The following is a 22,581-nucleotide window of genomic DNA, read 5'->3' as shown; positions in this document are numbered from 1 at the left end:
GTCTGATCGGCATGACAGAACGATCCTTTCCGCCGTCGCGACAGGGGAGGAGGATCGACAGCAGATGTCGACCGCCCATGCCCGAGAGAGGTCTGCCGTGAGCCAGCTCGCCCCGCCACCCGCCGACGCAGAGGCGCTTCAGCGCGACGCGCACGAGCACCTGCTGCTGCATTTCAGCCGCAACGGCGCGTTCGGGCCGGGCGGCAAGGAGCTGCTCGTGCTCGACCGCGGCGAGGGACCGTACGTCTTCGACACGCGCGGCAAGCAGTACCTCGACGGCCTCTCCAGCCTCTTCTGTTCGCAGATCGGCTACTCGTACGGCGAGGAGATCGCCGCCGCCGCCTCGGCGCAGATGACGAGACTGGCGTTCAACACGCTGTGGTCGACCGCGCATCCGGCGGCGATCGAGCTGGCGACCAAGCTCGCCTCGCTCGCGCCTGACGGGATCGAGCACGTCTTCTTCACGGGCGGCGGCTCGGAGTCGGTCGAGTCGGCCTGGAAGATGGCACGCCAGTATCACCTCGCCAACGGCGAGCCGCAGCGGACGAAGGCGATCGCGCGCAGAACGGCGTACCACGGCGTCACGCTCGGCGCGCTCTCGTTCACCGGCGTGCCCGGCTTCAAGGATCCGTTCGGGACGCCGCCCGTCCCGACGACGCATGTCTCCAACACCAACGGCTACCGCCGCGCCGAGCAGGGCGCCGAGCTGACGCGCGTGCTGCTCGACGAGATCGAGGCGACGATCGCCGCCGAGGGTGCCGACACGATCGGGATCCTGATCGCCGAGCCGGTGCAGAACGCCGGCGGCTGCTTCGTCCCGCCCGAGGGCTACTGGGCGGGCCTGCGGGAGATCTGCGACCGCCACGGGATCCTGCTCGTCGCCGACGAGGTCATCTGTGCCTTCGGCCGCCTCGGCGAGTGGTTCGGCTCGACCCGCTTCGACGTCGTCCCCGACATGATCACGACCGCGAAGGGGATCACCTCCGCGTACGCGCCGATGGGCGCCGTGATGGTCGGCGAGAAGGTCGCTGCCGCGATGCAGGCGCCCGGCGCCACGCTGCTGCACGGGATCACGTTCGGCGGCCATCCGGTCGCCGCCGCGGTCGCGCTGAAGAACATCGAGATCTTCGAGCGCGAGGGGATCCTCGAGAACGTCCGCGCCAACGAGGCGCACCTGCGGTCCCGGATGGAGGCGCTGCGCGAGCTGCCGATCGTCGGCGACGTGCGCGGCGCCGGCTACTTCTGGGCGACCGAGCTGGTCCCCGACGGCGCCGACGGCCGCTTCGACGCCGACCAGCGCGAGAGACTGCTGCGCGGCTTCCTGCCCGGCGCGCTTCTGGAGAACGGCCTGATCGCGCGCGGTGACGACCGCGGCGACACCGTCGTGCAGGTCGCGCCGCCGCTGATCTCCGGCCCGCGCGAGCTGGACGAGCTGGTCGACAAGCTGCGCGCGACGCTCGTCGCTGTCAGCCTCCACATGGACATCCCGACCTCCGCCTAGGAGCGCTGATCGCATGGCGACCCCCACCACCACACCGCTCGGCACCGTAGACGGCGCGCCGCTCGACGAGAGCGGCGCGACGCTGCCGGTGATCGACCCGTCGACCGAGGAGCTGCTGGCCGAGGTCCCCGTCGCCTCCGCCGCGACGGTCGACCGCGCCGTGCTCGCCGCCGAGCGCGCGTTCGACGGCTGGGCCGACACGACGCCGGCCCAGCGCGACGACCTGATGAACGCGCTCGCCGACCAGCTCGCCGCGCACCGCGAGGAGTTCGCGGCGCTGGAGGCGCGCAACGTCGGCAAGCCGCTGGAGGCCGCGCGCGACGAGGTCGACGCCTGCGTCGCCGAGCTGCGCTACTTCGGCGGCGCGGCGCGCACGATCGAGGGCAAGGCGGCGGCCGAGTACGTCGCGGGCCGCACCTCCTTCATCCGCCGCGACCCGGTCGGCGTGGTCGCGCAGATCACGCCGTGGAACTACCCGCTGCAGATGGCGATCTGGAAGATCGGCCCGGCGCTCGCCGCCGGCAACACGGTCGTCATGAAGCCGTCCGAGCTGACGCCGCTGAGCACGCTGCGGCTCGGCGAGCTGGCGCGCGAGGTGCTGCCGGCCGGCGTCTTCAACGTCGTCCCCGGCGACGGCCAGACGACCGGCGACGCGCTCGTCAGACACCCGCGCGTGCGGATGGCGTGCCTCACCGGCGACGTCGGCACCGGCCGCAAGATCGCCGCGAACGCCGCCGAGACGGTCAAGCGCGTCCACCTCGAGCTGGGCGGCAAGGCGCCGGTGATCGTCTTCGACGACGCCGACATGGACCAGCTTGCCGAGACGCTGCGGGTCGCCTCCTACTGGAACGCCGGCCAGGACTGCACCGCCGCGTGCCGCGTGCTCGTCAGCGACAAGCGCTACGACGACCTGCTCTCGGCGCTCGTCCCGCAGGTCGAGTCGCTGCGGATCGGCGGCCCGTTCGACGCGAGCGGCGACGCCGCGAACGAGCTGGGCCCGGTCATCTCCGACAAGCAGCGCCAGCGCGTGCTCGGCTTCCTCGACCGCGCCGACGCCGACGGCGCCGAGATCGTCACCGGCGGCGCGGCCGCCAACGAGCGCGGCTGGTTCGTCGCGCCGACGATCGTCGGCGGCGTCACGCAGGAGTCGGAGATCGTCCGCCGCGAGGTCTTCGGCCCCGTGATCACCGTCCAGCGCGTCACCGACGAGGCGCAGGCGCTGGCGTGGGCCAACGACGTCGAATACGGCCTCTCGGCTTCGGTCTGGAGCCGCGACATCGGCCGCTGCCTGCGGATGGCGAAGAAGCTGCAGTTCGGCTGCGTCTGGCTCAACGACCACCTGACGGTCGCGGACGAGATGCCGCACGGCGGCTACAAGCAGTCCGGCTACGGCAAGGACCTCTCTCCCTATTCGATCGACGACTACACCGTCGTGAAGCACGTGATGGCAAGGATCGACTGACATGACCGCAACGAGCACCACCACCCTCAACCACTGGATCGGCGGCCGTGAGGACGCCGGCACCGGCGACCGCTTCGGCGAGGTGACGGAGTCGGCGACCGGCGAGCTCGTCGCGCGCGTCGCGTTCGCGACCGAGGCCGACGTCGACCGCGCCGTACGCGTCGCGGCCGAGGCCGCCGACGCGTGGGGCAGATCCTCGCTCGGCCAGCGCACGAAGGTGATGTTCGCCTTCCGCGAGCAGGTCAACTCGCGCCGCGACGAGCTTGCTCGCGCGATCACGCGCGAGCACGGCAAGGTCCTCTCCGACGCCGCCGGCGAGGTCCAGCGCGGCATGGAGGTGATCGACTTCGCGTGCGGTCTCGGCCACCTGCTGAAGGGCGAGATGTCCGGCCAGGTCTCGCGCGGCGTCGACTCGTACTCGCTGCGTCAGCCGCTCGGCGTCGTCGCCGGCATAACGCCGTTCAACTTCCCCGTGATGGTGCCGCTGTGGATGGCGCCGGTCGCGCTCGCGGCCGGCAACGCGTTCGTGCTGAAGCCGTCCGAGCAGGACCCGTCCGCCTCGCTGCTGCTCGCCGACATGCTGAAGAACGCCGGTCTGCCCGAGGGCGTCTTCACGGTCATCAACGGCGACAAGGACGCGGTCAACGCGCTGCTCGTCCACCCCGAGGTGAGAGCGGTCTCGTTCGTCGGCTCGACGCCGATCGCCAAGCACGTCTACGAGACGGCGACGGCGCACGGCAAACGCGTGCAGGCGCTCGGCGGCGCGAAGAACCACGCCGTCGTGCTGCCCGACGCCGACCTCGACCTCGCCGCCGACGCGCTCGTCTCGGCCGGCTACGGCTCCGCCGGCCAGCGCTGCATGGCGGTCTCCGTCGCGGTCGCCGTCGGCGCGATCGCCGAGCCGCTGATCGCGAAGATCCAGGAGCGGATCGCCGGCCTGACCGTCGGCGACGGCTTCGACGCGGCGTCCGAGATGGGCCCGCTCGTGAGCGAGCGCCACCTCGGCCGCGTGCGCGGCCTCGTCGACTCCGGCGAGGGCGACGGCGCGACGCTGCTGGCCGACGGCCGCGCGATCGCGGTCGAGGGCCGCGAGGGCGGCCACTGGCTCGGCCCGACGCTGTTCGACAACGTCAGACCCGGCATGGCGATCTACGACGAGGAGATCTTCGGCCCGGTGCTGTGCGTCGTGCGCGCGGACTCCTACGACGAGGCCGTCGGCCTCGCGAACTCCAGCCCGTACGGCAACGGCGCGGCGATCTTCACCAACGACGGCGGCGCCGCCCGGCAGTTCGAGCAGGACATCACGGCCGGCATGGTCGGCGTCAACGTGCCGATCCCGGTGCCGATGGCCTACCACTCGTTCGGCGGCTGGAAGGACTCGCTGTTCGGCGACCTCCACGTCCACGGCCCCGACGGCGTGCGCTTCTACACGCGCGGCAAGGTGATCACGCGCCGCTGGCCCGACCCGGCCGACCGCGGCATCGACCTCGGCTTCCCGGTCCACTCGTAGTTTCCCAAGCGCTCTCCCGAGCGAGCACCGCCGGATCGGCCACGCTCAGCGTGGCCGATCCGGCACTCCTCACAGCTCGCGCTCGTAGAAGTAGGTGATCGGGCCGTCCGGCCCGCCCTCGCGGTTGCTGAATCCGAGGCGCTCGTACAGCGCGCGGGCGGCGACGTCGTCGTCGCTCGTGCCGAGGTCGATCGTGTCGGCGCCCATGCGGCGCGCCAGCTCGATCGCGGCCTCCATCAGCGCGCGCCCGAGCCCTTCGCCGCGGCGCGCGGGCACGACGTACAGCTCGGCCACGTAGCACTCCAGCCCGGCCGTCCAGATCGCCTCGCGGAAGCGCAGCACGACGAGCCCGTCCGGCCGCGCGCCCGCCTCGCCGGCCAGCAGCACCGCCGTCTCGCGCGTCGCGAGCAGGCGGCGCATGCGCTCGGCGAGCACGCCGGGCTCCGGCGTCGGCGCGTCGAACTCGCGGTTGAAGTCGTGCAGCAGCCGGCCGATCGCCTCGGCGTCGTCGCGCCCGGCCGGGTGGACGGGCGACCGTGCGGAGGGCGGAGCGCTCACGCGACCCCGTCGGCCGCGGCCTGCAGCGCCGCGATGTCGATCTTGCCCATCGCGAGCATCGCTCTCATCGCGCGCTCGGCGCGCTGCGGATCGGGGTCGGCGAACAGCTCGTCCATCCCCGTCGGGACGACTTGCCACGCGAGGCCGTATCTGTCAGCGACCCAGCCGCACGGCCCCTCTCTGCCGCCGGCGGACAGTCTCTCCCAGTAGGCGTCGATCTCGTCCTGGGTCTCGCAGGGGATCTCGAACGAGACCGCCTCGTCGAACGTGAACTGCGGGCCGCCGTTTATCGCGACGAAGCGCGTGCCGTCCAACTCGAACTCGACCGTCATCACCATGCCCGCCTCGCGCGGCCCGGCCGCCGTGTAGTGGGTCACGTTGACGATCCGCGAGTTGTCGAAGACCGAGACGTAGAAGTTCGCGGCCTCCTCTGCTTGCTGGTCGAACCACAGGCTGGGGGTGATCGCGCGCGGCATGGCGGTGCCTCCTCGTAGTGCGGTGGTGCACCAATAGACGACCGTTCGCAGCGAAAGTCATCGACCGCCGGTCACGCCCGCGTCCCGACGGCGAGCAGGTACTCCATCTCGAAGCGCGCATCGGCGGGAGTCCCTCTGTTCCACTCGTCGCAGAAGCGGTCCAGCGCGCTGTCGAACTCGGCGTCGCGGCCCGATCTGCTCGCGTTCGCCCGCGCGGCGATCGTCGGCCCGTAGCGTGCCTTGAAGTGCTCGCCGTAGTCGCGCGGATGCTCGAAGGCGGTGACCTCCAACCGGTCGCGCTGCAGCGTGTCGAACGCGACGACGTCGCCGAACAGCTCGTGCAGGTGGTCCTCGCTGCCCCACAGCGGCGGCGGCTGGGCACCCGGCGGCGGTGGCGGGGCGAACGGTCCCATCGTCCGGAACAGCGCGCCGATCATGCCGTCCGGCGTCCAGCTCAGGAGGCCGATCGTGCCGCCCGGGCGACAGACGCGCACCAGCTCGGCGGCGACGTCCGCGTGGTGAGGCGCGAACATCGCGCCGATCGACGACATGACGACGTCGAACGACTCGTCGTCGAATGGGAGCTGCTCGGCGTCGGCGGCGACCCACCGCAGGTCGACGCCCTCGTCCTCGGCACGGTGGCGGCCAGCCTCCAGCAGCTCGGGCGTGAGATCGCTGGCCGTCACGCTCGCGCCCCGCTGCGCCGCGGGGATCGAGGCGTTGCCGGTGCCGGCGGCGACGTCGAGGACCTCCGCCTCGGGGCCGATCACGCACGCCTCGACGAGTCGTGGGCCGAGCGGCAGCAGGAACGTCTCGACCATCGACGGGTAGTCGCCCGACGCCCACATCGCGCGATGACGGGCCTTGAGCTCTGCGTCTGGCATCGGGGGCGGCATGTGAGCCTCCCTTCGTGGGTTGACCCCCCGACCGTACCGGTGCACCGATAGCTAGTCCAGTGAAGCCGTCCGCAGGCTCTCCAGCTACCCCAGCAGCTCCGCCAGCGCGTCGGGGTCGGTGACCGGCGCGCGGCAGGCGAAGCGCTCGCAGACGTAGGCGGCCGGCTTGCCGCCGACCGCGTGGCGGCCTTCGAGCAGCGGGACCACGGAGGCCTCCGCGTCGCGGTCGCCCTCGCCCGTGCCGCCCGCGAGCACCACGTGCGGGCGCAGCTTCGCGCGCACGACGCGCTCCAGCGGCTTCGCCGCCGCGCGGTCGCCGACGATCGCGACCTCGTGCACCTCGCCGAGCTGGAAGTCGATCGCGGCGAGCAGGTGCGCGAACGCCATCGCGTGGCCGGCGGCGAGCGGGTGCAACAGCGCGATCACGCGCTCGGCCTCGCGCTCGTAGTCGGCGGAGCCGGTCAGCCGCGCGAGCCGCAGCAACCCGAACGCGGCGGCCGAGTTGCCCGACGGGATCGGCGTGTCCTCAAGGTCCTTGCGCCGCGCGACGAGCTGCTCGTGGTCGTCTGCGGTCATGAAGAAGCCGCCGTGCTCTGCGTCGGCGAAGTGGGCGATCGTCGCGTCCGCCAACGCACGTGCGGCCGTGAACCAGCGCTCCTCGAACGTCGCCTCGTACAGCGTCAGCAGCGCCTCCAGCGCGTACGCGTGGTCCTCCAGGTAGCCGGGCAGCGTCGCGCGGCCGTCCTTCCAGCTGCGCAGCAGCCGCCCGTCGGACGTCGCGAGGGAGTCGAGCAGGAACGACGCCGTGCCGCGCGCGGCGTCGAGGTAGTCGTCGCGCTCGAGCACCGCGCCGGCCTCCGCCAGCGCCGCGATCATCAGCGCGTTCCACGACGTCAGCCGCTTGTCGTCGAGCCCGGGTCGGACGCGCGTCGAACGCGCGGCCAGCAGGCGGCGTCTGATCTCCGGCAGCTCGGGCGGCTCGGCGGCCGACGCCGAGCCCGCGCGCACGAGGATGTTGAGGCCCTCGAAGTTGCCGGCGACGGTGGCGCCATACCAGGCGACCGCGACGTCGTACAGCTCGTCGTCGCCGAGCGCGCTGCGCAGCTCGGCGAGCGACCAGACGTAGAACTTGCCCTCGACGCCCTCCGAGTCGGCGTCGAGCGCGGAGTGGAAGCCGCCCTCCGGGCCGCGCATCTCGCGCAGCGCCCAGTCGAGCGTGTCCTCGCAGACCTGCCGCAGCAGCGGGTCGCCGCTCACCTGCCAGCCGTGCAGGTACGCGCGTGCCAGCAGCGCGTTGTCGTAGAGCATCTTCTCGAAGTGCGGGACGACCCAGGCGGCGTCGACGGTGTAGCGCGAGAAGCCGCCGCCGAGCTGGTCGTGGATGCCGCCGCGCGCCATCGCGCGCAGCGCATCGAGCGCGACCGTCTGCTCGCCGCGTCGCAGCAGCAGCTCGATCACGGACGCCTGCGGGAACTTCGGCGCGCTGCCGAAGCCGCCGTTGACCGGATCGGCCGCCATCCGCAGCGAGTCGACGGCGTCGTCGAGCAGTCCCGGGTCGACCATCGCGCCGCTCGGCGCCAGCCGCGCGCCCGCGCTGAGGTGGGCGACGATGCGGTCGTTCTGCGCGAGGATCTCGTCGCGTCTGGCGCGCCACGCGTCCGAGATCGCCTCCAGCACCTGGCGCCAGCTCGGCAGCCCGTGGCGCGGCTGCGGCGGGAAGTACGTGCCGGCGTAGAACGGCACCTGCTCGGGCGTCGCGAACGCGTTCAGCGGCCAGCCGCCGTGGCCCGTCATCGCCTGCACCGCGTCCATGTAGATCGCGTCGACGTCGGGCCGCTCCTCGCGGTCGACCTTGATGCAGACGAAGCGCTCGTTCATCAGCGCCGCGGTCTGCGGGTCCTCGAACGACTCGCGCTCCATCACGTGGCACCAGTGGCAGGCCGAGTAGCCGATCGAGATCAGCAGCGGCACGTCGCGCTCGCGCGCGGCCGCGAGCGCGTCGGGTCCCCACGGCCGCCAGTCGACCGGGTTGTCCTTGTGCTGCAGCAGGTAGGGGGAGGTCTCGTTCGCGAGGGCGTTGGCCATCCGACGAGGCTACTGTGCAGGAAACCACCGAGAGGAGCCATCCGCCGTGTCCCACCATCGTGAGCCTGTCACCGCCATCGGCGCGCCCGCCGCGATCGGGCCGTACGTCCATGCGGTCAGCGCGAAGGGGATGCTCTACTGCTCCGGTCAGATCCCGCTCCATCCCGAGACGGGCGAAATCGTCGGAGCCTCGGCGGCCGAGCAGGTGGGACGCTGCCTCGAGAACCTGCAGGCGGTCTGCGCAGCGGCCGGCGCGACGCTCGCCGACGCGGTCAAGATCACCGTCTACCTGCGCGACATGGACGACTTCACCGCGGTCAACGAGGTCTACAGCTCGTTCTTCGAGAAGGATCCGCCGGCCCGCGTCGCGCTCGCCGTCGTCGGGCTTCCGCGCGACGTGCGCGTCGAGCTGGACGCGATCGTCTCGCTGCCGGACTGAGCGGGTGGCCGCCGTGGCGCAGGTCGACCTGGAGCGGGTCCGCCGTGCGGCCGCGTCCGGCGCGGAGGTCGTGCGTGAGACGCCGGTGCTCAGCTCGCGGACGCTGAGCGACCGCGTCGGCGCGACGATCGCGCTGAAGGCCGAGAACCTCCAGCGGACCGGCTCGTTCAAGCTGCGCGGCGCGCTCGCGAAGATCGCGGCGCTGGAGGCCGGCGGCGCCGACCTCACCGCCGGCGGGGTCGTCGCGGGCAGCGCCGGCAACCACGGCCAGGCGGTCGCGTACGCGGCGCGAGCGCGCGGGATCCCGTGCGAGGTGTTCATGCCGCTCGGCGCGCCGAACCAGAAGATCGACGCGTGCGCCGAGTTCGGCGCGACGGTGCGCCTGGTCGGCGCGTCGGTCGAGGAGTCGCTGGCGGCGGCGCGCGAGCGCGCCCGCGAGCTCGGCGGCGCGTTCGTGCACCCGTTCGACGACGCCGACGTGATCGCCGGCCAGGGCGGGATCGGGCTGGAGCTGGCCGAGCAGGTCGAGCGGCTGTCGCTCGTCGTCGTGCCGGTCGGCGGCGGCGGGCTCGTGAGCGGCGTCGCGATCGCGCTGAAGGCGCTGCGGCCGGAGGTGCGCGTCGTCGGCGTGCAGGTCGAGCGCTGCGCGCCGGTGGCGGCGTCGCTGGCGGCGGGCAGACCGATCGCGGTCGAGCGGCCCGCGCCGACGATCGCCGACGGCATCGCCGTCAAGCGCCCGGGCGCGCTGACGCTGGAGCTGATGCGCGACGTCGTCGACGAGGTCGTGGCGGTGCCGGAGGACGGCGTCGCGGAGGCGATGGTGCTGCTGCTGGAGCGCGCGAAGCTCGTCGTCGAGGGCGCCGGCGCGGTCGGCGTCGCGGCGCTGCTGGGCGGCGCGGTCGCGCCCGCGGACGACGGCACGACGGCGGTGATCCTCTCCGGCGGGAACGTCGACGCGGGCGTGCTGGCGTCGGTCGCGCGGCGGCACGAGTCGCAGGCCGGGCGGCGGCTGGTGGTGCTGACGCGGCTGCCCGATCGACCGGGCGCGCTCGCGACGCTGCTGGCGCTGGTCGGCCAACAGAGCGCGAACCTGGTCGACATCACGCACGTGCGCGAGGGGATCGACCTGCACGTGCGCGAGACGGCGGTCCAGCTCGTGCTGGAGACGCGCGGCCGCGCGCACGCCGACGAGGTGCTGGCGGCGATCGCCGCGGCGGGCTACGAGACGCGCACGCTCGCCTGAGCGCGCCATGCTCGCCTGAGCTCCCACGCTCCCTTGAGCGTGCGCGCGCCAGGTTCGGTGCGGCTGGGTTAGGAACCGAAACCTGGTCGTATAACTACCTTCAACACGATGTTGAAGGAGCGACGTATGTGGGACCCGCGGGAGTTCTCCGAGACGTACAGCCGGCTGGCTCCGCTCGCCGTGCGGGCGGCCGAGCGGGTACTGCACGACCGCGCCGCCGCCGAGGACGTCGCGCAGGACGTCTTCGCGACGCTGTGGGAGCGGCCCGGCACCTACGACCCCGCGCGCGGGTCGCTCGCCCACTACGTCGCGATGGTCGCGCGCAGCCGCGCGCTCGACCGCTGGCGCTCGCGCCAGGCGTCGGACGCCGCGACCGAGCGGCTCGGCCACGACGTCGCGCTCGGCACCCTCTGCGGGCCGGGTCAGACGTCCGGCGACGTCGACGACGCGATCGTCCGCAGAGCGCGCGTCGCCGCCTCGATCGGCGCCTTGCGGCAGGCGCCGCTGGAGCAGCGCGAGGCGGTCCTGCTGGCCTACGGCGCGGGGCTGTCGGCGAGAGAGGTCGCGCGCGTGACGGCGGTCCCGGTCGGCACCGCGAAGAGCCGCATCCGGCTCGGCCTGATCCGCACGCGCTGCGTGCTCGGCCTCGGCGAAGCGGCCTGAAAGCGGCTAGCGTGGGCGCGATGCGCAGCCGAGCCCCGCGAGTTCCCCGTCGCGCTGCGCGCGGCCGCTCCCTGTCGTGGAACTCGCAATGCGAAGCACATGCGTAGCACGCTGTCGATCGGCGACGTCGCGGACCAGACCGGCGTTGGGGAGGGGACGCTGCGGATGTGGGAGCAGCGCTACGGCTTCCCCGCGCCCGAGCGGACCGGCTCCGGCGCGCGCCGCTACAGCGCGCGCGACGTCGAGCTGATCCGGCAGGTCGCGGAGGATCGCGCCCGCGGGCTCGCGATGCGCGCCGCGATCGCGCGGGCGCGGCGGCCGTCAGGCTCGGACGTGTCGGTCTTCGCGAGCATGCGGCGGTCGGTCCCCGGCCTCGTGCCGCAGCGGCTGCCGAAGTGGAGCCTGACGGCGATCAGCCGCGCGATCGAGGACGAGTCGCTGGCGGCGGCCGAGCGGCCGGTCGTGCTCGCCGCGTTCCAGCGCGAGCGCTTCTACCGCCAGGTCGAGCGGCGCTGGGAGGAGCTGTCGCGCACGGCACGGCTCGCCGTCGTGCTGGCCGACTTCCAAGCCGCCGACATGCCGCTGCTGCGGCCGATCGAGGTGCCGATCGCGCCCGACGCGCCGCTCGTGCGCGAGTGGGCGCTGGTCATCGACGCGCCTGGCTGCGCCGCCTGCCTTGCGGCGTGGGAGGTGCCCGACCAGCCGGCGGCGCCGCGCGATCGCGAACGCGTCTTCGAGGCGGTCTGGTCGGTCGAGCCCGAGACGGTCCGCGAGGCGGCGCGCGTGCTGCTGGGCACCGCGGTCGCGAACGGGCCGGAGCTGCTGGGCAACGCGGAGCGATTGCTCGACGACGTGCCGCCGGCACAGGGCGACGCCGTCCGCCAGCTGAACGCGCTGACGAACCGGATGGTCGCCTACGTCGCGCGCGCCGGCGCGGCGCCCGCCTGAGCGGCGTCGGCGGCGTCGCGCGCCACGCGGTGCGCCCGCGCCTGCTCGACGAACGCGCCGATCAGGCGGCTGCGCTCGTCGGCCTCCGGGTGCCACTGGACGCCGAGCACGAACTCGCGCTCGGGCAACTCGATCGCCTCGGGCAGTTCGTCGAAGCTCGACCAGCCGCTGACGACGAGCCCGTCGCCGACGCGGCCGACGCCCTGGTGGTGGTGCGACTTGGTCGCGTGCCGCGACTCGCCGGCGGCGCGTTCGGCGAGCGAGCCGGCGGCCAGCTCGACGTCGTGGTCGGCGCCGTCGAAGGTGCCGATCGCCTTGCGGTGCTCGTGGTGGCCGAACTCCTCGGGCAGGTGCTGGCGCAGCGTGCCGCCGGCCGCGACGTTGAGCAGCTGCATCCCGCGGCAGATGCCGAGGAGCGGCAGCTCGCGCTCCAGCGCGCGGCGCGTCAGCGCCAGCTCGAACGCGTCGCGCTCGGGGTAGGTCTCGACCGTCTCGGCGTGGCGCTCGGCGCCGTAGAGGCTCGGGTCGATGTCGGCGCCGCCGGCCAGCATCAGGCCGTCGAGCAGGTCGAGCGCCTCGTCGGGGTTCGCGGTCAGGGCGGGGTCGGGCGCGAGCAGCAGCGCCATCCCGCGGGCGCGGCGGACGGCGTCGAGGTAGTTGGTCGGCAGCAGTGCCGCCTCCAGGTCCCAGACGCTCCAGCGCGCGCGCTCCAGCGGGGTGCAGATGCCGATCACGGGGCGGGCGCTCATCCGCTCAGCGTAGCTCGGTTCAAAGGTGACGCAGGCGTCACCTTCCTGTACGGTGGAACGCATGGAGGAGAGAGCAGGACGCTTCGACTACGACTGGCTCGTCGTCGGATCGGGGTTCGGCGGCAGCGTCTCCGCGCTGCGACTGGCGGAGAAGGGCTACCGCGTCGGCGTGCTCGAATGCGGCCGCCGCTTCCGCGACGACGAGATCCCGAGATCGACGTGGGATCTGCGGCGCTACTTCTGGATGCCGCGGCTCGGGATGCGCGGGATGATGCGGATCACGACCTTCAAGGACGTCGCCGTCGTCAGCGGCAGCGGCGTCGGCGGCGGCTCGCTCGGCTACGCCAACACGCTCTACGTGCCGCCGAGAGCGTTCTTCGTCGACCCGCAGTGGGGCGCGCTGAACGACTGGGAGTCGGCGCTCGCGCCGCACTACGCCGAGGCGCAGCGGATGCTCGGCGTCGTCGTCCACGGCGACGACGACCCGGCCGACGACCTGCTGCGCCAGCTCGGCGAGGAGCTGGGCGTCGGCGAGACGTACAGAAAGACGCCTGTCGGCGTCTACTTCGGCAGACCCGGCGTGACCGTCCCGGACCCGTACTTCGGCGGCGACGGACCGGCGCGCACCGGCTGCACCCACTGCGGCCGCTGCATGGTCGGCTGTCCGGTCGGGGCGAAGAACACGCTCGTGAAGAACTACCTCTGGTTCGCGGAGAGACGCGGCGCGCAGATCACGCCCGACCGCACGGTGATCGATGTGCGCCCGCTCGGCGCCGCCGACGGCAGCGACGGCTACGCGATCACCCATGTCCCGTCCGGCTCCTGGCTCGAGCAGGACAAGGTGACGGTGACCGCGCGCGGCGTCGTCGTCGCGGCCGGCGCGCTCGGCACCAACAGACTGCTCCAGCGCTGCCGCATGAAGGGCTCGCTGCCGAAGCTCTCGCGTCGGCTCGGCGAGCTGGTCCGCACCAACAGCGAGGCGATCCTCGCGGTGACGGTGCCGAAGGACTACGCCGACGACCTGACGCAGCGGATCGCGATCACCGGCTCGATCTACCCGGACCCGAACACGCACATCGAGACGGTTACGTACGGCAAGGCCGGCGGCGCGATGTCGTTCATGTACACCCTGCTCGTCGGCGACGGCACGCGCGTGACGCGCCCGCTGAAGCTGCTCGGCGCGGCGCTGCGCAATCCCGGCAGATTCGTGAAGCTGCTGTGGCCCGGCGGCTGGTCGCGCCGCACGATCATCGTGCTCGTGATGCAGACGCTCGACAACGCGATCGCGCTGCGCCCGAGACGGGCGCTGATCGGCGGCGGAGTGCGGCTGCAGACCGAGCAGGACAGCGCCAGACCGAACCCGACGTTCATCCCGATCGCGAACCAGACGGCCGAGTGGCTGGCGGAGAAGACGGGCGGCGTCGCGCAGTCGTCGATCATGGAGGCGGTCAACATCCCGTCGACCGCGCACATCCTCGGCGGCGCCGCGATCGGTGCGACGCCGCAGGACGGCGTCGTCGACGCCCGCCAGCGCGTCTACGGCTACGAGAACCTGCTCGTCTGCGACGGCGCGGCGGTGCCCGCCAACGTCGGCGTCAACCCGAGCCTCACGATCACCGCGATGGCCGAGCACGCGATGAGCCACATCCCGCCGGCCTCCGCCACGCCGGCTCCGCCCGAGCCGGTCGCCGCCCCCGCCTGAGCCGCATCAGGTGCATTCTCGGGTCGCCCTGCGACCCGAGAATGCACCTGTTCGGGCTCAGCCCTGCTCGCGCAGCAGCGCGCGGCGGACCTTCCCGCTCGACGTCTTCGGCAGCTCGGCGGCGAAGTCGATCCGGCGCGGGTACTTGTACGGCGCGGTCTCGTGCTTGACGTGGTCCTGCAGCTCGCGCGCGAGCGCGTCGGACGGGACGCGGCCGTCGCGCAGGACGACGACGGCGCGGACGATCGCGCCGCGCTCGTCGTCGGGTGCGGCGACGACCGCCGCCTCCGCGACCGCCGGGTGCGCGACGAGCGCGGACTCGACCTCGAACGGGCCGATGCGGTAGCCGGCGGAGATGATCACGTCGTCGGTGCGGCCCTCGAAGAAGAGGAAGCCGTCGTCGTCCTGGCGCACGCGGTCGCCGGTGCGCCAGACCCCGCCCGCCGCCGCTCGGTCGGCGGCGCTGCCGAGGTACCCCAGAAAGAACGTCGGGACCGTCGCCGGGTCGGCGACCAGCTCGCCGTCGTCGATCCGCAGCGACACGCCGGGCAGCGCGCGGCCCATCGAGCCGGGCCGCAGCGGCTCGCCGAGCGGCGCGCCCGTCAGCTGGCCAGTCTCCGTCTGCCCGTAGCCGTCGCGGATCCCGACGCCCGTCGCCTCCTGCCAGACGCGCAGCACCTCGGGGTTCAGCGCCTCGCCGGCGGCGACGAGGCCGCGCAATCCCGGCAGCGGCGCGGGGTCGGCGCGCTTGGCGATCACGCGGTACTCGGTCGGCGCCATGCAGAGCACGTTGACGCGCTCGCGCGCCAGCAGCTCGAGCCGCTCGTGTGGATCGAAGCGGGCGTCGTGCAGCAGCGCCGCGGCGCCGCGGATCCACGGCGCGATGAAGACGTTCCGCGCCGACTTCGACCAGCCGCTCGCGGCGGTGCACCAGACGAGGTCGCCGGGCCGCGCGTCGAGCCAGTGCGTCGCCTGGACGTGCTGGCCGGTCAGGTATCGCTGTGCGTGCAGGACGCCCTTCGGCTCGCCCGCGGTCCCGCTCGTGAACGTGATCAGGCAGGGGTCGTCCGGCGCCAGCTCGACGGCGGCGGCCGGCTCGCCGGCGAACAGCGCGTCGTCGGGGATCGTCAGGACGAGTGGGGGACCGTCCCCGGCCGCGCCGCTCGTGCCGTCGCTCGCGGCCGCGCGGCCGCCGTCGCCGGGCGGCGCGCCGCCCACGCCCGCCGCGAGCGCCGCGCTCAGCTCGCCCGCGTTGCGCTCGTCGCACACCACGACGCGCGGCCGCGCCGCGTCGAGCCGCAGCCGCAGGTCCTTCGCGCGCAGCTGCTCGGTGCATGGCAGCACAACCGCGCCGAGGCGGAAGCACGCGACCATCGCGAAGACCCATTCGGATCTGTTGCCGATCAGCGTCATGACCGTGTCGCCGCGGCCGACGCCGTGGCGCGCGAGTGTGCCGGCGAGGCGTGCGGAGCGGTCGGCGACCTCGCCCATCCGCCACTCGCGGCGGCTGCCGTCGCGGGCCAGCTCGACGAGTGCGAGGCGGGCCGGATCGGCTGCGTCGACGACGTCGCGTGAGAAGTTCATCGGGCGCAAGTCTGCCAGTTCGAATGGCGTTCTCAGCGCACCTGCGGAGCTATCCTCGCCTGCCAGTGAATCTCCCCGACCCGGAGCGTTGAGCGAATGGCCGTAGCGATCGACAAGACCGACGAGCAGAAGGCGATCTGCGAGATGGTGCGGCAGTTCGCCGACGAGCAGATCCTCCCGAACGCCGAGCACTACGACCACGCGGACGAGTTCCCGGAGCCGATAGTCGAGCAGATGAAGGAGCTCGGCCTGTTCGGCGTCACGATCCCCGAGGAGTACGGCGGGATGGGGCTCGACCTGACGACCTACGCGATGATCGTCGAGGAGCTGTCGCGCGGCTGGATCTCGATCTCGGGCGTGATCAACACGCACTTCATCGGGTCCTACCTGCTGATGAAGTTCGGCAACGACGAGCAGAAGCAGAAGTACCTGCCGCGGATGGCGACCGGCGAGATCCGGGCGGCGTTCTCGCTCTCCGAGCCGGAGCTGGGCTCCGACGTGGCGGCGATCAAGACGGCGGCGAAGAAGCTCGACGACGGCGCCTACGAGATCAACGGCCAGAAGATGTGGGTCACCAACGGCCTGCGCTCCGACCTCGTCTTCGTGCTCGTCAAGACCGACCCGAATGCCGAGAAGGCGCACCGCGGGATGACCTGCTTCATCGCCGAGAAGGAAGGCGGCGTCGCGGAGAACACGGGCGACTTCAGAGGGCTGATCGTCCCGCCGCAGCTGAAGAAGATGGGCTACAAGGGCGTCGAGTCGACCGAGCTGGTCTTCGACGGCTACCGCTGCCCGGCGGAGAACATCCTCGGCGGCGAGGCGGCCGGCCTCAACAAGGGCTTCGCGCAGATGATGGACGCGCTCGAGCTCGGCCGCGTCAACGTCGCCGCGCGCGGCGTCGGGATCGCGCAGCGCGCGCTCGAGCTGGCGCTGCGCTACTCGCAGGAGCGCAAGACGTTCGGCAAGCCGATCGCCCAGCACCAGGCGATCCAGTTCAAGCTCGCCGACATGGCGACGCAGGTCGACGCGGCGCGGCTGCTGACCAACCGCGCCGCTCGGATGAAGGACGCCGGCGAGCGCTCCGACATCGAGGCCGGCATGGCGAAGCTGTTCGCCTCCGAGGCGGGCCGCTTCTGCGTCGAGGAGTCGTTCCGCATCCACGGCGGCTACGGCTACTCGAAGGAGTACGAGATCGAGCGCCTCTACCGCGACGCGCCGCTGCTGCTGATCGGCGAGGGAACGTCGGAGATCCAGCGCATGGTGATCGGCAAGAAGCTGCTGGAGCGGCACAAGATCTAAACATGGCGTGGTGCGTCACCAGTAACCGGTGACCTGATTTGACGGTGAACTGACGTTGGCGTAGGTACGCTCTCGTTTCTACCGATCACCCTGGACGACAGTTCGATGCGCCGCGTGTGGCACGCACGCGGCGCGGGCGTTCACCACCCGCCGTGCGGCGGGCGGGTGGCGTCGCCGCGTCCAAGGAGGATGTATGAAGTTCACCGTTCGGACGAAGCTGCTCGGCGGCTTCCTCGTCGTCGTGGCCCTGATGCTCGTCGTAGGCGTCGTCGCGATCAGAAAGCTGAGCACGATCAACGACGTCACCAACCAGCTCGGCGACAACGGCGTCCCCAGCCTTGAGGCGGTCGGCGAGATCAACGGCAGAATCAACGCGTTCCGCAAGGACCAGCTGCGTTTTGTGACGGAGGCCGACGCGGCCGCGCGCAGGGGCCTGGCCGCCGACGTCGTCGCCGGTCAACAGCTGATCGAGAGAGAGCTCGTGACGCTGAGAAGGCTCGCGACCAACGCCGAGGACCTCGGCATCACCGACGGGTTCGAGGGAGCGTGGGACAGCTACGTCGAGGCGACCGCCGGGTTCGAGCGGATGCTCGGCGTCAGAGGCGTCGAGCTGCTGGCCGGGCCGACGGGCAAGCAGGCGTTCGACAGAGCCGAGGAGGCGCTCGCCGCCGTCCAGAGATACCAGAGTGGCCTCTCCGACGAGCAGCAGAAGGCCGGCAACGACACGGTCGCCAGCACCCGCTCGCTGATCATCGCGCTGCTGGTCGTCGCGACGATCGTCGCGATCCTGATCGCGATGCTGCTGTCACGGCAGATCGCGAGCGGGCTGCGGCAGATGCTGACCGCCGCGCGCGGGATCGCGCTCGGCGACGTCGAGCAGGAGGTGAACGTCAGATCGCGCGACGAGATCGGCGAGACCGCCGAGGCGTTCAGAGCGATGATCGCCTACCTCGACGAGACCGCCGTCGCGGCGCGCAAGATCGCCGCCGGCGACCTCGCGGTCGACGTCCAGCCGAAGTCCGAGCGCGACGCGCTCGGGCACGCCTTCTCCGACATGAGCGCGCAGCTGCGTGCGGCGCTCGGCGACAGATCGTGCTTGGAGGCCCTGACCGAGCGGATGGAGTCGCTCAGCCAGCACGACCTGACCGCGCTGGAGACGGCGCTCGCGACCGTCGCCCGCGGCGACCTGACGGTCGACGCGCCGATGGTGACGACGCGGATAGAGGCGGAGGACGGGCTCGCCGCCGGCCGCCTGGCGGAGATCTTCAACGCGATGCTCGAGCAGCTCGAGCGGTCGGTCTCCGGCTACGACGGGATGCGCGCGAAGGTCGGCGAGATGCTGAAGCAGATCGCGACCGAGACGCAGGCCGTCGCTGCCGCCTCGCAGCAGATGGCGACGACGTCGGAGGAGTCCGGCCGCGCGGTCGGCGAGATCGCCAGCGCGGTCGGCGAGGTCGCGGCCGGCGCCGAGCGTCAGGTGCGAACCGTCGGCGAGGCGCGCGAGCTGACCGAGGAGGTCGTGATCGCGACGCGCTCCTCCAGCCAGAACGCCGAGGAGACGGCGCGTGCGGCCGAGCAGGCGCGCACGGTCGCCGAGCAGGGCGCCGGCGCGATCTCGCTCGCGACCGATGCGATGGAGGCCGTGCAGGCGTCCTCCGCGGACGTCACCGGCGCGATCCGCGCGCTCGGCGAGAAGTCGGGCCAGATCGGCGGCATCGTCGACACGATCACCGGGATCGCGGAGCAGACGAACCTGCTGGCGCTGAACGCCGCGATCGAGGCGGCGCGCGCCGGCGAGCAGGGGCGCGGCTTCGCGGTCGTCGCGGAGGAGGTCCGCAAGCTGGCCGAGGAGTCGCAGGAGGCGGCCTCCTCGATCGCCGGGCTGATCGCGGAGATCCAGACCGAGACGGGCCGCGCGGTCGAGGTCGTCGAGAGCGGCGCGAAGCGCACCCACGAGGGCGTCTCGACGGTCGAGCAGGCGCGTGCGTCGTTCCTGCAGATCGGTGCGTCGGTCGAGGACATGACCGGCCGCGTCGAGCAGATCGCCACCGCGGCCGGCGAGATCACCCTCCGCGCCCAGCGGATGGAGGAGAACATGGCCGAGGTCGCCTCGGTCGCCGAGCAGTCCTCGGCGTCGACCGAGCAGGTCTCGGCCTCGACGCAGCAGACGTCCGCCTCGACGCAGGAGATCGCCGCGAGCGCGCAGGAGCTGGCGAAGACGGCCGAGGAGCTGGAGCGGCTCGTCGGCCAGTTCACGTTGTAGTTGGCCGGCGTTCGGCGCTGATGGCGCGCGGGCAATAGACTGCGCGCCATCAGCTCGGCGAAGGACACCAGAACGCTCATCGAGCAGGCGGTACGGGACTTCCTCGCGGAGGTCCCGTCGCTGCAGCCGCTCAAGCTCGTCGTCGGCCTGGAGCTGCGCGGCCGCGGCGACATCCAGATGTACCGCGTCGAGCTGCCCGGGCCGGTCGTCGTGAAGGACATCGCCAGCGACGCGAGAGTCCGCCTGGAGATCCCCCGCGCGACGTTCAACGAGCTGGCCGCGGACAACAGAATCAGACAGTGGCGCAAGGCGTTCGAGCACGGCGACGCGAAGGTCACCGGCGTCGAGCAGATCATCAGACTGATCGTCACCGTCGTCGAGAAGCAGGAAGAGCGCTCCCGCACCCGCAGAGCCCGCGGGCACTAGTCGCAGGGGTGCTTCAACCCCAGCTCCGCGTAGCGGCGTGAGCGTTCGCCCGTCGGGTCCCAGTTCCGGAACAGGTATCTGAACTTCTCGCGGAGGGTGAGCGCCTCCCATTGGTTGTCGGTCAACAGAGGGCGACCATGTTTGTCGAGCCAGATCGAGTACGGAAGCGGCTCCAGGTCGTCGTATCTCGCGAACCGGTCGTCTGGATTCGTCATGCGATTCAGGCTACGAGCGCGACGAGTGCGAGTCCACACAGCATGACGAGGATTCCGCACAGGATGCGTGTGAACACGCGTTCGAGCTTGTCGGCGGCTGTGTCGACGGCGGCGGCGCGGACGTGAAGTGCGGGGAGCATCAACGTGTAGTAGGCGTCGGAGTCGGCAAGTGCGCCTCGGCCGCGCAGGGATCGGCGGATGGCGAGGACGTCGATGCCTCTCCGTTCGACCCGCGCCGTCAGCAGCCGCGCCGATCCGCCGAGCGTCACTGCGAGCCCGACCGCGGCGAGCAGGAGCGCGGCGTACGAGGCCGGGGGACCCGCCGACGCAGCGGCGATCGCCGGGCCGCTCAGCAGCGTCGCGCCGGCGCCGCCCGCCGCGAGCACGGGTGCGAGACGACCGCGCAGCTCTGTGACCCGGCGCTCCTGGATGTCGAGCGTGCGGAGCGCGAGCGGGTAGAGGTGGGCGAGCGGTTCGGACACGCGAGCCGCGGACCCTACGGCGGCCGACGTTGCGTGTCAGCACCGCATTGCGTCGAAAGGCCGGCGCCTGCGGGTAGGCTCAGCCGCATGCCGAGCACTCCGCGTGAGGACGGGCTGCGGATGCCCGCCGAATGGGCGCGGCACGAGCGCACGCTGATCGCCTGGCCGGCTCGTGCCGCGACGTGGAGGGACACGTCCATCGAGGCGGCGCGGGAGGTCCACGCGCAGGTCGTCGCGGCGGTCGCGGCGTTCGAGCCGGTCACGCTCGTCGTCGACCCCGCTCACGCCGCCGACGCCCGCCGCCGCGTCCCGACCGCCAACGTCGAGCTGCTGGAGCTGCCGATCGACGACTCGTGGCTGCGCGACAACGGGCCGATCATGCTGGTCGGCGAGGACGGTGCCGACCGCGCGGCGGTCGACTTCGGCTTCAACGCCTGGGGCGGGAAGTTCGCGCCGTACGATCGCGACGCCGCCGCGGCCGCCGGCATGATCGCCCACCTCGGGCTGCACCGCTACGAGGCGCCGCTGATCCTCGAAGGCGGCTCGATCGCCGTCGACGGCGACGGCACGCTCGTGACGACCGAGCAGTGCCTGCTGAACCCGAACCGCAACCCCGCGCTCACGCCGCAGCAGATCGAAGAGCGGCTGCGCTCCTACCTCGGCGCCGAGCGGATCGTGTGGCTCGGCAGCGGGCTCGTCGAGGATCACGACACCGACGGCCACGTCGACAACATCTGCGTGTTCCTCGCGCCCGGCCGCGCGCTGCTGCAGACGGTCGCCGACGCCGAGGACCCCAATCGCGGCAACGCCGAGGAGAACGCGCGCCGGTTGCGGGCGGCGGGGATCGAGGTCGTCCCGTTCGAGCTGCTGCCGCGCACGCGCCGCGACGACGGCGACGCGATCGCGATCCCGTACACGAACCTCTACCTCTGCAACGACGCCGCGATCGTGCCGCTCTCGCAGCTCGACCCCGAGCTGGACGAGGAGGCCCTGCGCCGCCTGCGCGAGCTGATGCCGGACCGCGAGGTCGTCGGCGTGCCCGGCCGGGTGCTCGCGCTCGGCGGCGGCGGCGTCCACTGCATCACCCAACAGGTCCCGCTGGCCGCATGAGCGACTTCGAGCTGATCACGAACTACCAGCCGCCGGAGTCGCTGGCCCGGGTGGAGCAGCCGCGCCGCGCGCCGTTCCGGATCGCCGCCGTGCAGCAGCGCTGGCAGCCCGACCCGCAGCGGCACGAGGAGGCGCTGGCGGAGGGGATCCGCCTCGCCGCCTCCGAGGGCGCCCGGCTCGTCTGCCTCCAGGAGCTGACGCTCTCGCCGTACTTCGCGATCACGCCGGACGGTCCGAAGGATGCCGCCGAGGAGATCGCGGACGGACCGACGGCGGCGTTCGCGCGGCGGCTGGCGGCCGAGACCGGCGTCCACGTCCATGCCTCGCTCTACGAGCGCGCCGACGGCCCGGACGGTCCCGACGGGCTCGGCTACAACACCGCGATCGTCGTCGCGCCGGACGGCCGGCTCGTGTCGCGCACGCGCAAGCTGCACCTCCCCGTCACCGCCGGCTACTACGAGGACAGGTACTTCCGGCCCGGTCCGGCCGGCTCCGAGCCGTTCCCCGTCGTCGCGCTCGACGACGCGCGGCTCGGCTTCCCGACCTGCTGGGACCAGTGGTTCCCGGAGCTGGCGCGCGCCTACTCGCTCGCAGGCGCCGAGGTGATCGTCTACCCGACTGCGATCGGCACCGAGCCCGACCACCCGCGGTTCGACACCGAGCCGCTGTGGGAGCGCGTGATCGTCGCGAACGGGATCGCGAACGGGACGTTCATGGTAGCGATCAACCGGATCGGCGACGAGGGTCCGCTGACGTTCTACGGGTCGAGCTTCGTCTCGGATCCGTACGGCCGCGTGCTCGTGCAGGCGCCGCGCGACGCACCCGCTGTGCTCGTCGCCGACCTCGACCTCGACCAGCGCCACGACTGGTTGGACCTGTTTCCGTTCCTGAGAACGCGGCGACCCGACGTGTACGGTCCGCTGACCGCCTGAGCGCGCCGTCAGACCGTAAGGTGGTCCCCTTCACCCGA

21 protein-coding genes are annotated in these 22,581 nt (G+C 72.3%); 13 read left to right on the top strand and 8 right to left on the bottom strand.

Features of this window, described 5'->3' with window-relative positions; translation table 11 throughout:
- Positions 1 to 64: 64 nt before the first annotated feature.
- From CWOE_RS21270 to CWOE_RS21260, 3 genes are read left to right on the top strand one after another with little or no spacing between them, the layout of a single operon-like run.
- Positions 65 to 1,501 carry an aspartate aminotransferase family protein gene (locus CWOE_RS21270; protein ID WP_012935703.1) on the top strand — a complete coding sequence of 479 codons (1,437 nt, stop codon included), beginning with the start codon at positions 65 to 67 and terminating at the stop codon, positions 1,499 to 1,501.
- Between the two features lie 13 nt (positions 1,502 to 1,514).
- Positions 1,515 to 2,963: a gamma-aminobutyraldehyde dehydrogenase gene (locus CWOE_RS21265; RefSeq protein ID WP_012935702.1), complete on the top strand. Its 1,449-nt coding sequence runs from the start codon at positions 1,515 to 1,517 to the stop codon at positions 2,961 to 2,963.
- A gap of 1 nt (position 2,964) precedes the next feature.
- Complete coding sequence (locus CWOE_RS21260; RefSeq protein WP_012935701.1) at positions 2,965 to 4,473, top strand: CoA-acylating methylmalonate-semialdehyde dehydrogenase; 1,509 nt, start codon at positions 2,965 to 2,967, stop codon at positions 4,471 to 4,473.
- Positions 4,474 to 4,542: 69 nt separating this feature from the next.
- Here the strand turns inward: CWOE_RS21260 and CWOE_RS21255 are convergent, their stop codons facing one another.
- The 4 genes from CWOE_RS21255 to CWOE_RS21240 all read right to left on the bottom strand — a co-directional run bounded on the left by CWOE_RS21255 (position 4,543) and on the right by CWOE_RS21240 (position 8,488).
- Positions 4,543 to 5,031, bottom strand: coding sequence for a GNAT family N-acetyltransferase (locus CWOE_RS21255; RefSeq protein WP_012935700.1), 489 nt, complete (start codon positions 5,029 to 5,031; stop codon positions 4,543 to 4,545).
- A complete protein-coding gene (locus CWOE_RS21250) occupies positions 5,028 to 5,507 on the bottom strand; it encodes a VOC family protein (protein ID WP_012935699.1) in 480 nt (159 codons plus the stop codon). Before CWOE_RS21250 ends, CWOE_RS21255 begins: the two co-directional genes overlap by 4 nt.
- A 71-nt stretch (positions 5,508 to 5,578) precedes the next feature.
- Complete coding sequence (locus CWOE_RS21245) at positions 5,579 to 6,403, bottom strand: class I SAM-dependent methyltransferase (protein ID WP_012935698.1); 825 nt, start codon at positions 6,401 to 6,403, stop codon at positions 5,579 to 5,581.
- 84 nt (positions 6,404 to 6,487) lie between these two features.
- Positions 6,488 to 8,488 (bottom strand): thioredoxin domain-containing protein, encoded by a 2,001-nt coding sequence (locus CWOE_RS21240; protein WP_012935697.1) that lies wholly within the window; start codon positions 8,486 to 8,488, stop codon positions 6,488 to 6,490.
- A 46-nt stretch (positions 8,489 to 8,534) separates the two neighbouring features.
- On the opposite strand from CWOE_RS21240, the gene CWOE_RS33910 reads away from it, so the two are divergent.
- The 4 genes from CWOE_RS33910 to CWOE_RS21220 all read left to right on the top strand — a co-directional run bounded on the left by CWOE_RS33910 (position 8,535) and on the right by CWOE_RS21220 (position 11,781).
- Positions 8,535 to 8,927 carry a Rid family detoxifying hydrolase gene (locus tag CWOE_RS33910; protein WP_012935696.1) on the top strand — a complete coding sequence of 131 codons (393 nt, stop codon included), beginning with the start codon at positions 8,535 to 8,537 and terminating at the stop codon, positions 8,925 to 8,927.
- A 4-nt stretch (positions 8,928 to 8,931) separates the two neighbouring features.
- On the top strand, positions 8,932 to 10,170 hold the full coding sequence (ilvA, locus tag CWOE_RS21230) for a threonine ammonia-lyase (RefSeq protein WP_012935695.1): 1,239 nt from the start codon (positions 8,932 to 8,934) through the stop codon (positions 10,168 to 10,170).
- 126 nt (positions 10,171 to 10,296) lie between these two features.
- On the top strand, positions 10,297 to 10,833 hold the full coding sequence (locus tag CWOE_RS21225) for a sigma-70 family RNA polymerase sigma factor (RefSeq protein WP_049793355.1): 537 nt from the start codon (positions 10,297 to 10,299) through the stop codon (positions 10,831 to 10,833).
- Between the two features lie 99 nt (positions 10,834 to 10,932).
- A complete protein-coding gene (locus CWOE_RS21220; protein WP_012935693.1) occupies positions 10,933 to 11,781 on the top strand; it encodes a DICT sensory domain-containing protein in 849 nt (282 codons plus the stop codon).
- Here CWOE_RS21220 and CWOE_RS21215 read toward each other — a convergent pair.
- Positions 11,748 to 12,530, bottom strand: a complete 783-nt coding sequence (locus CWOE_RS21215) for a gamma-glutamyl-gamma-aminobutyrate hydrolase family protein (protein WP_012935692.1) — start codon at positions 12,528 to 12,530, stop codon at positions 11,748 to 11,750. The two genes, CWOE_RS21220 and CWOE_RS21215, sit on opposite strands and share 34 nt — an antisense overlap.
- 61 nt (positions 12,531 to 12,591) lie before the next feature.
- On the opposite strand from CWOE_RS21215, the gene CWOE_RS21210 reads away from it, so the two are divergent.
- Entirely contained in the window at positions 12,592 to 14,232 is a 1,641-nt protein-coding gene (locus tag CWOE_RS21210; protein ID WP_012935691.1) for a GMC family oxidoreductase, read from the top strand.
- Between the two features lie 57 nt (positions 14,233 to 14,289).
- On the opposite strand, the gene CWOE_RS21205 is transcribed toward CWOE_RS21210, so the two are convergent.
- Positions 14,290 to 15,816: an acyl-CoA synthetase gene (locus CWOE_RS21205; protein ID WP_012935690.1), complete on the bottom strand. Its 1,527-nt coding sequence runs from the start codon at positions 15,814 to 15,816 to the stop codon at positions 14,290 to 14,292.
- 96 nt (positions 15,817 to 15,912) lie between these two features.
- Here CWOE_RS21205 and CWOE_RS21200 point away from each other — a divergent pair, with 96 nt between their 5' ends.
- The 3 genes from CWOE_RS21200 to CWOE_RS21190 all read left to right on the top strand — a co-directional run bounded on the left by CWOE_RS21200 (position 15,913) and on the right by CWOE_RS21190 (position 19,804).
- Positions 15,913 to 17,115: an acyl-CoA dehydrogenase family protein gene (locus CWOE_RS21200; RefSeq protein ID WP_012935689.1), complete on the top strand. Its 1,203-nt coding sequence runs from the start codon at positions 15,913 to 15,915 to the stop codon at positions 17,113 to 17,115.
- Between the two features lie 193 nt (positions 17,116 to 17,308).
- Positions 17,309 to 19,378: a methyl-accepting chemotaxis protein gene (locus CWOE_RS31175; protein WP_012935688.1), complete on the top strand. Its 2,070-nt coding sequence runs from the start codon at positions 17,309 to 17,311 to the stop codon at positions 19,376 to 19,378.
- Between the two features lie 177 nt (positions 19,379 to 19,555).
- Positions 19,556 to 19,804 carry a hypothetical protein gene (locus CWOE_RS21190; protein ID WP_012935687.1) on the top strand — a complete coding sequence of 83 codons (249 nt, stop codon included), beginning with the start codon at positions 19,556 to 19,558 and terminating at the stop codon, positions 19,802 to 19,804.
- Here CWOE_RS21190 and CWOE_RS21185 read toward each other — a convergent pair.
- Together CWOE_RS21185 and CWOE_RS21180 are read right to left on the bottom strand one after the other, a co-directional pair.
- Positions 19,801 to 20,019: a hypothetical protein gene (locus CWOE_RS21185; protein ID WP_012935686.1), complete on the bottom strand. Its 219-nt coding sequence runs from the start codon at positions 20,017 to 20,019 to the stop codon at positions 19,801 to 19,803. The genes CWOE_RS21190 and CWOE_RS21185 overlap by 4 nt on opposite strands.
- A gap of 5 nt (positions 20,020 to 20,024) precedes the next feature.
- Entirely contained in the window at positions 20,025 to 20,501 is a 477-nt protein-coding gene (locus CWOE_RS21180) for a hypothetical protein (RefSeq protein ID WP_012935685.1), read from the bottom strand.
- 87 nt (positions 20,502 to 20,588) lie between these two features.
- Here CWOE_RS21180 and CWOE_RS21175 point away from each other — a divergent pair, with 87 nt between their 5' ends.
- Together CWOE_RS21175 and CWOE_RS21170 are read left to right on the top strand one after the other, a co-directional pair.
- Positions 20,589 to 21,611, top strand: a complete 1,023-nt coding sequence (locus CWOE_RS21175) for an agmatine deiminase family protein (RefSeq protein ID WP_012935684.1) — start codon at positions 20,589 to 20,591, stop codon at positions 21,609 to 21,611.
- Positions 21,608 to 22,543, top strand: a complete 936-nt coding sequence (locus tag CWOE_RS21170) for a nitrilase-related carbon-nitrogen hydrolase (protein ID WP_012935683.1) — start codon at positions 21,608 to 21,610, stop codon at positions 22,541 to 22,543. The genes CWOE_RS21175 and CWOE_RS21170 overlap by 4 nt, the downstream gene beginning before the upstream one ends.
- The last annotated feature ends 38 nt before the right edge of the window (positions 22,544 to 22,581 follow it).

Origin of the sequence: Conexibacter woesei DSM 14684 (genome assembly GCF_000025265.1) — a bacterium.
GTDB lineage: Bacteria > Actinomycetota > Thermoleophilia > Solirubrobacterales > Solirubrobacteraceae > Conexibacter > Conexibacter woesei.
Note: the sequence above shows the minus strand (reverse complement) of the source record. Positions and strands in the feature narration are given on the sequence as shown.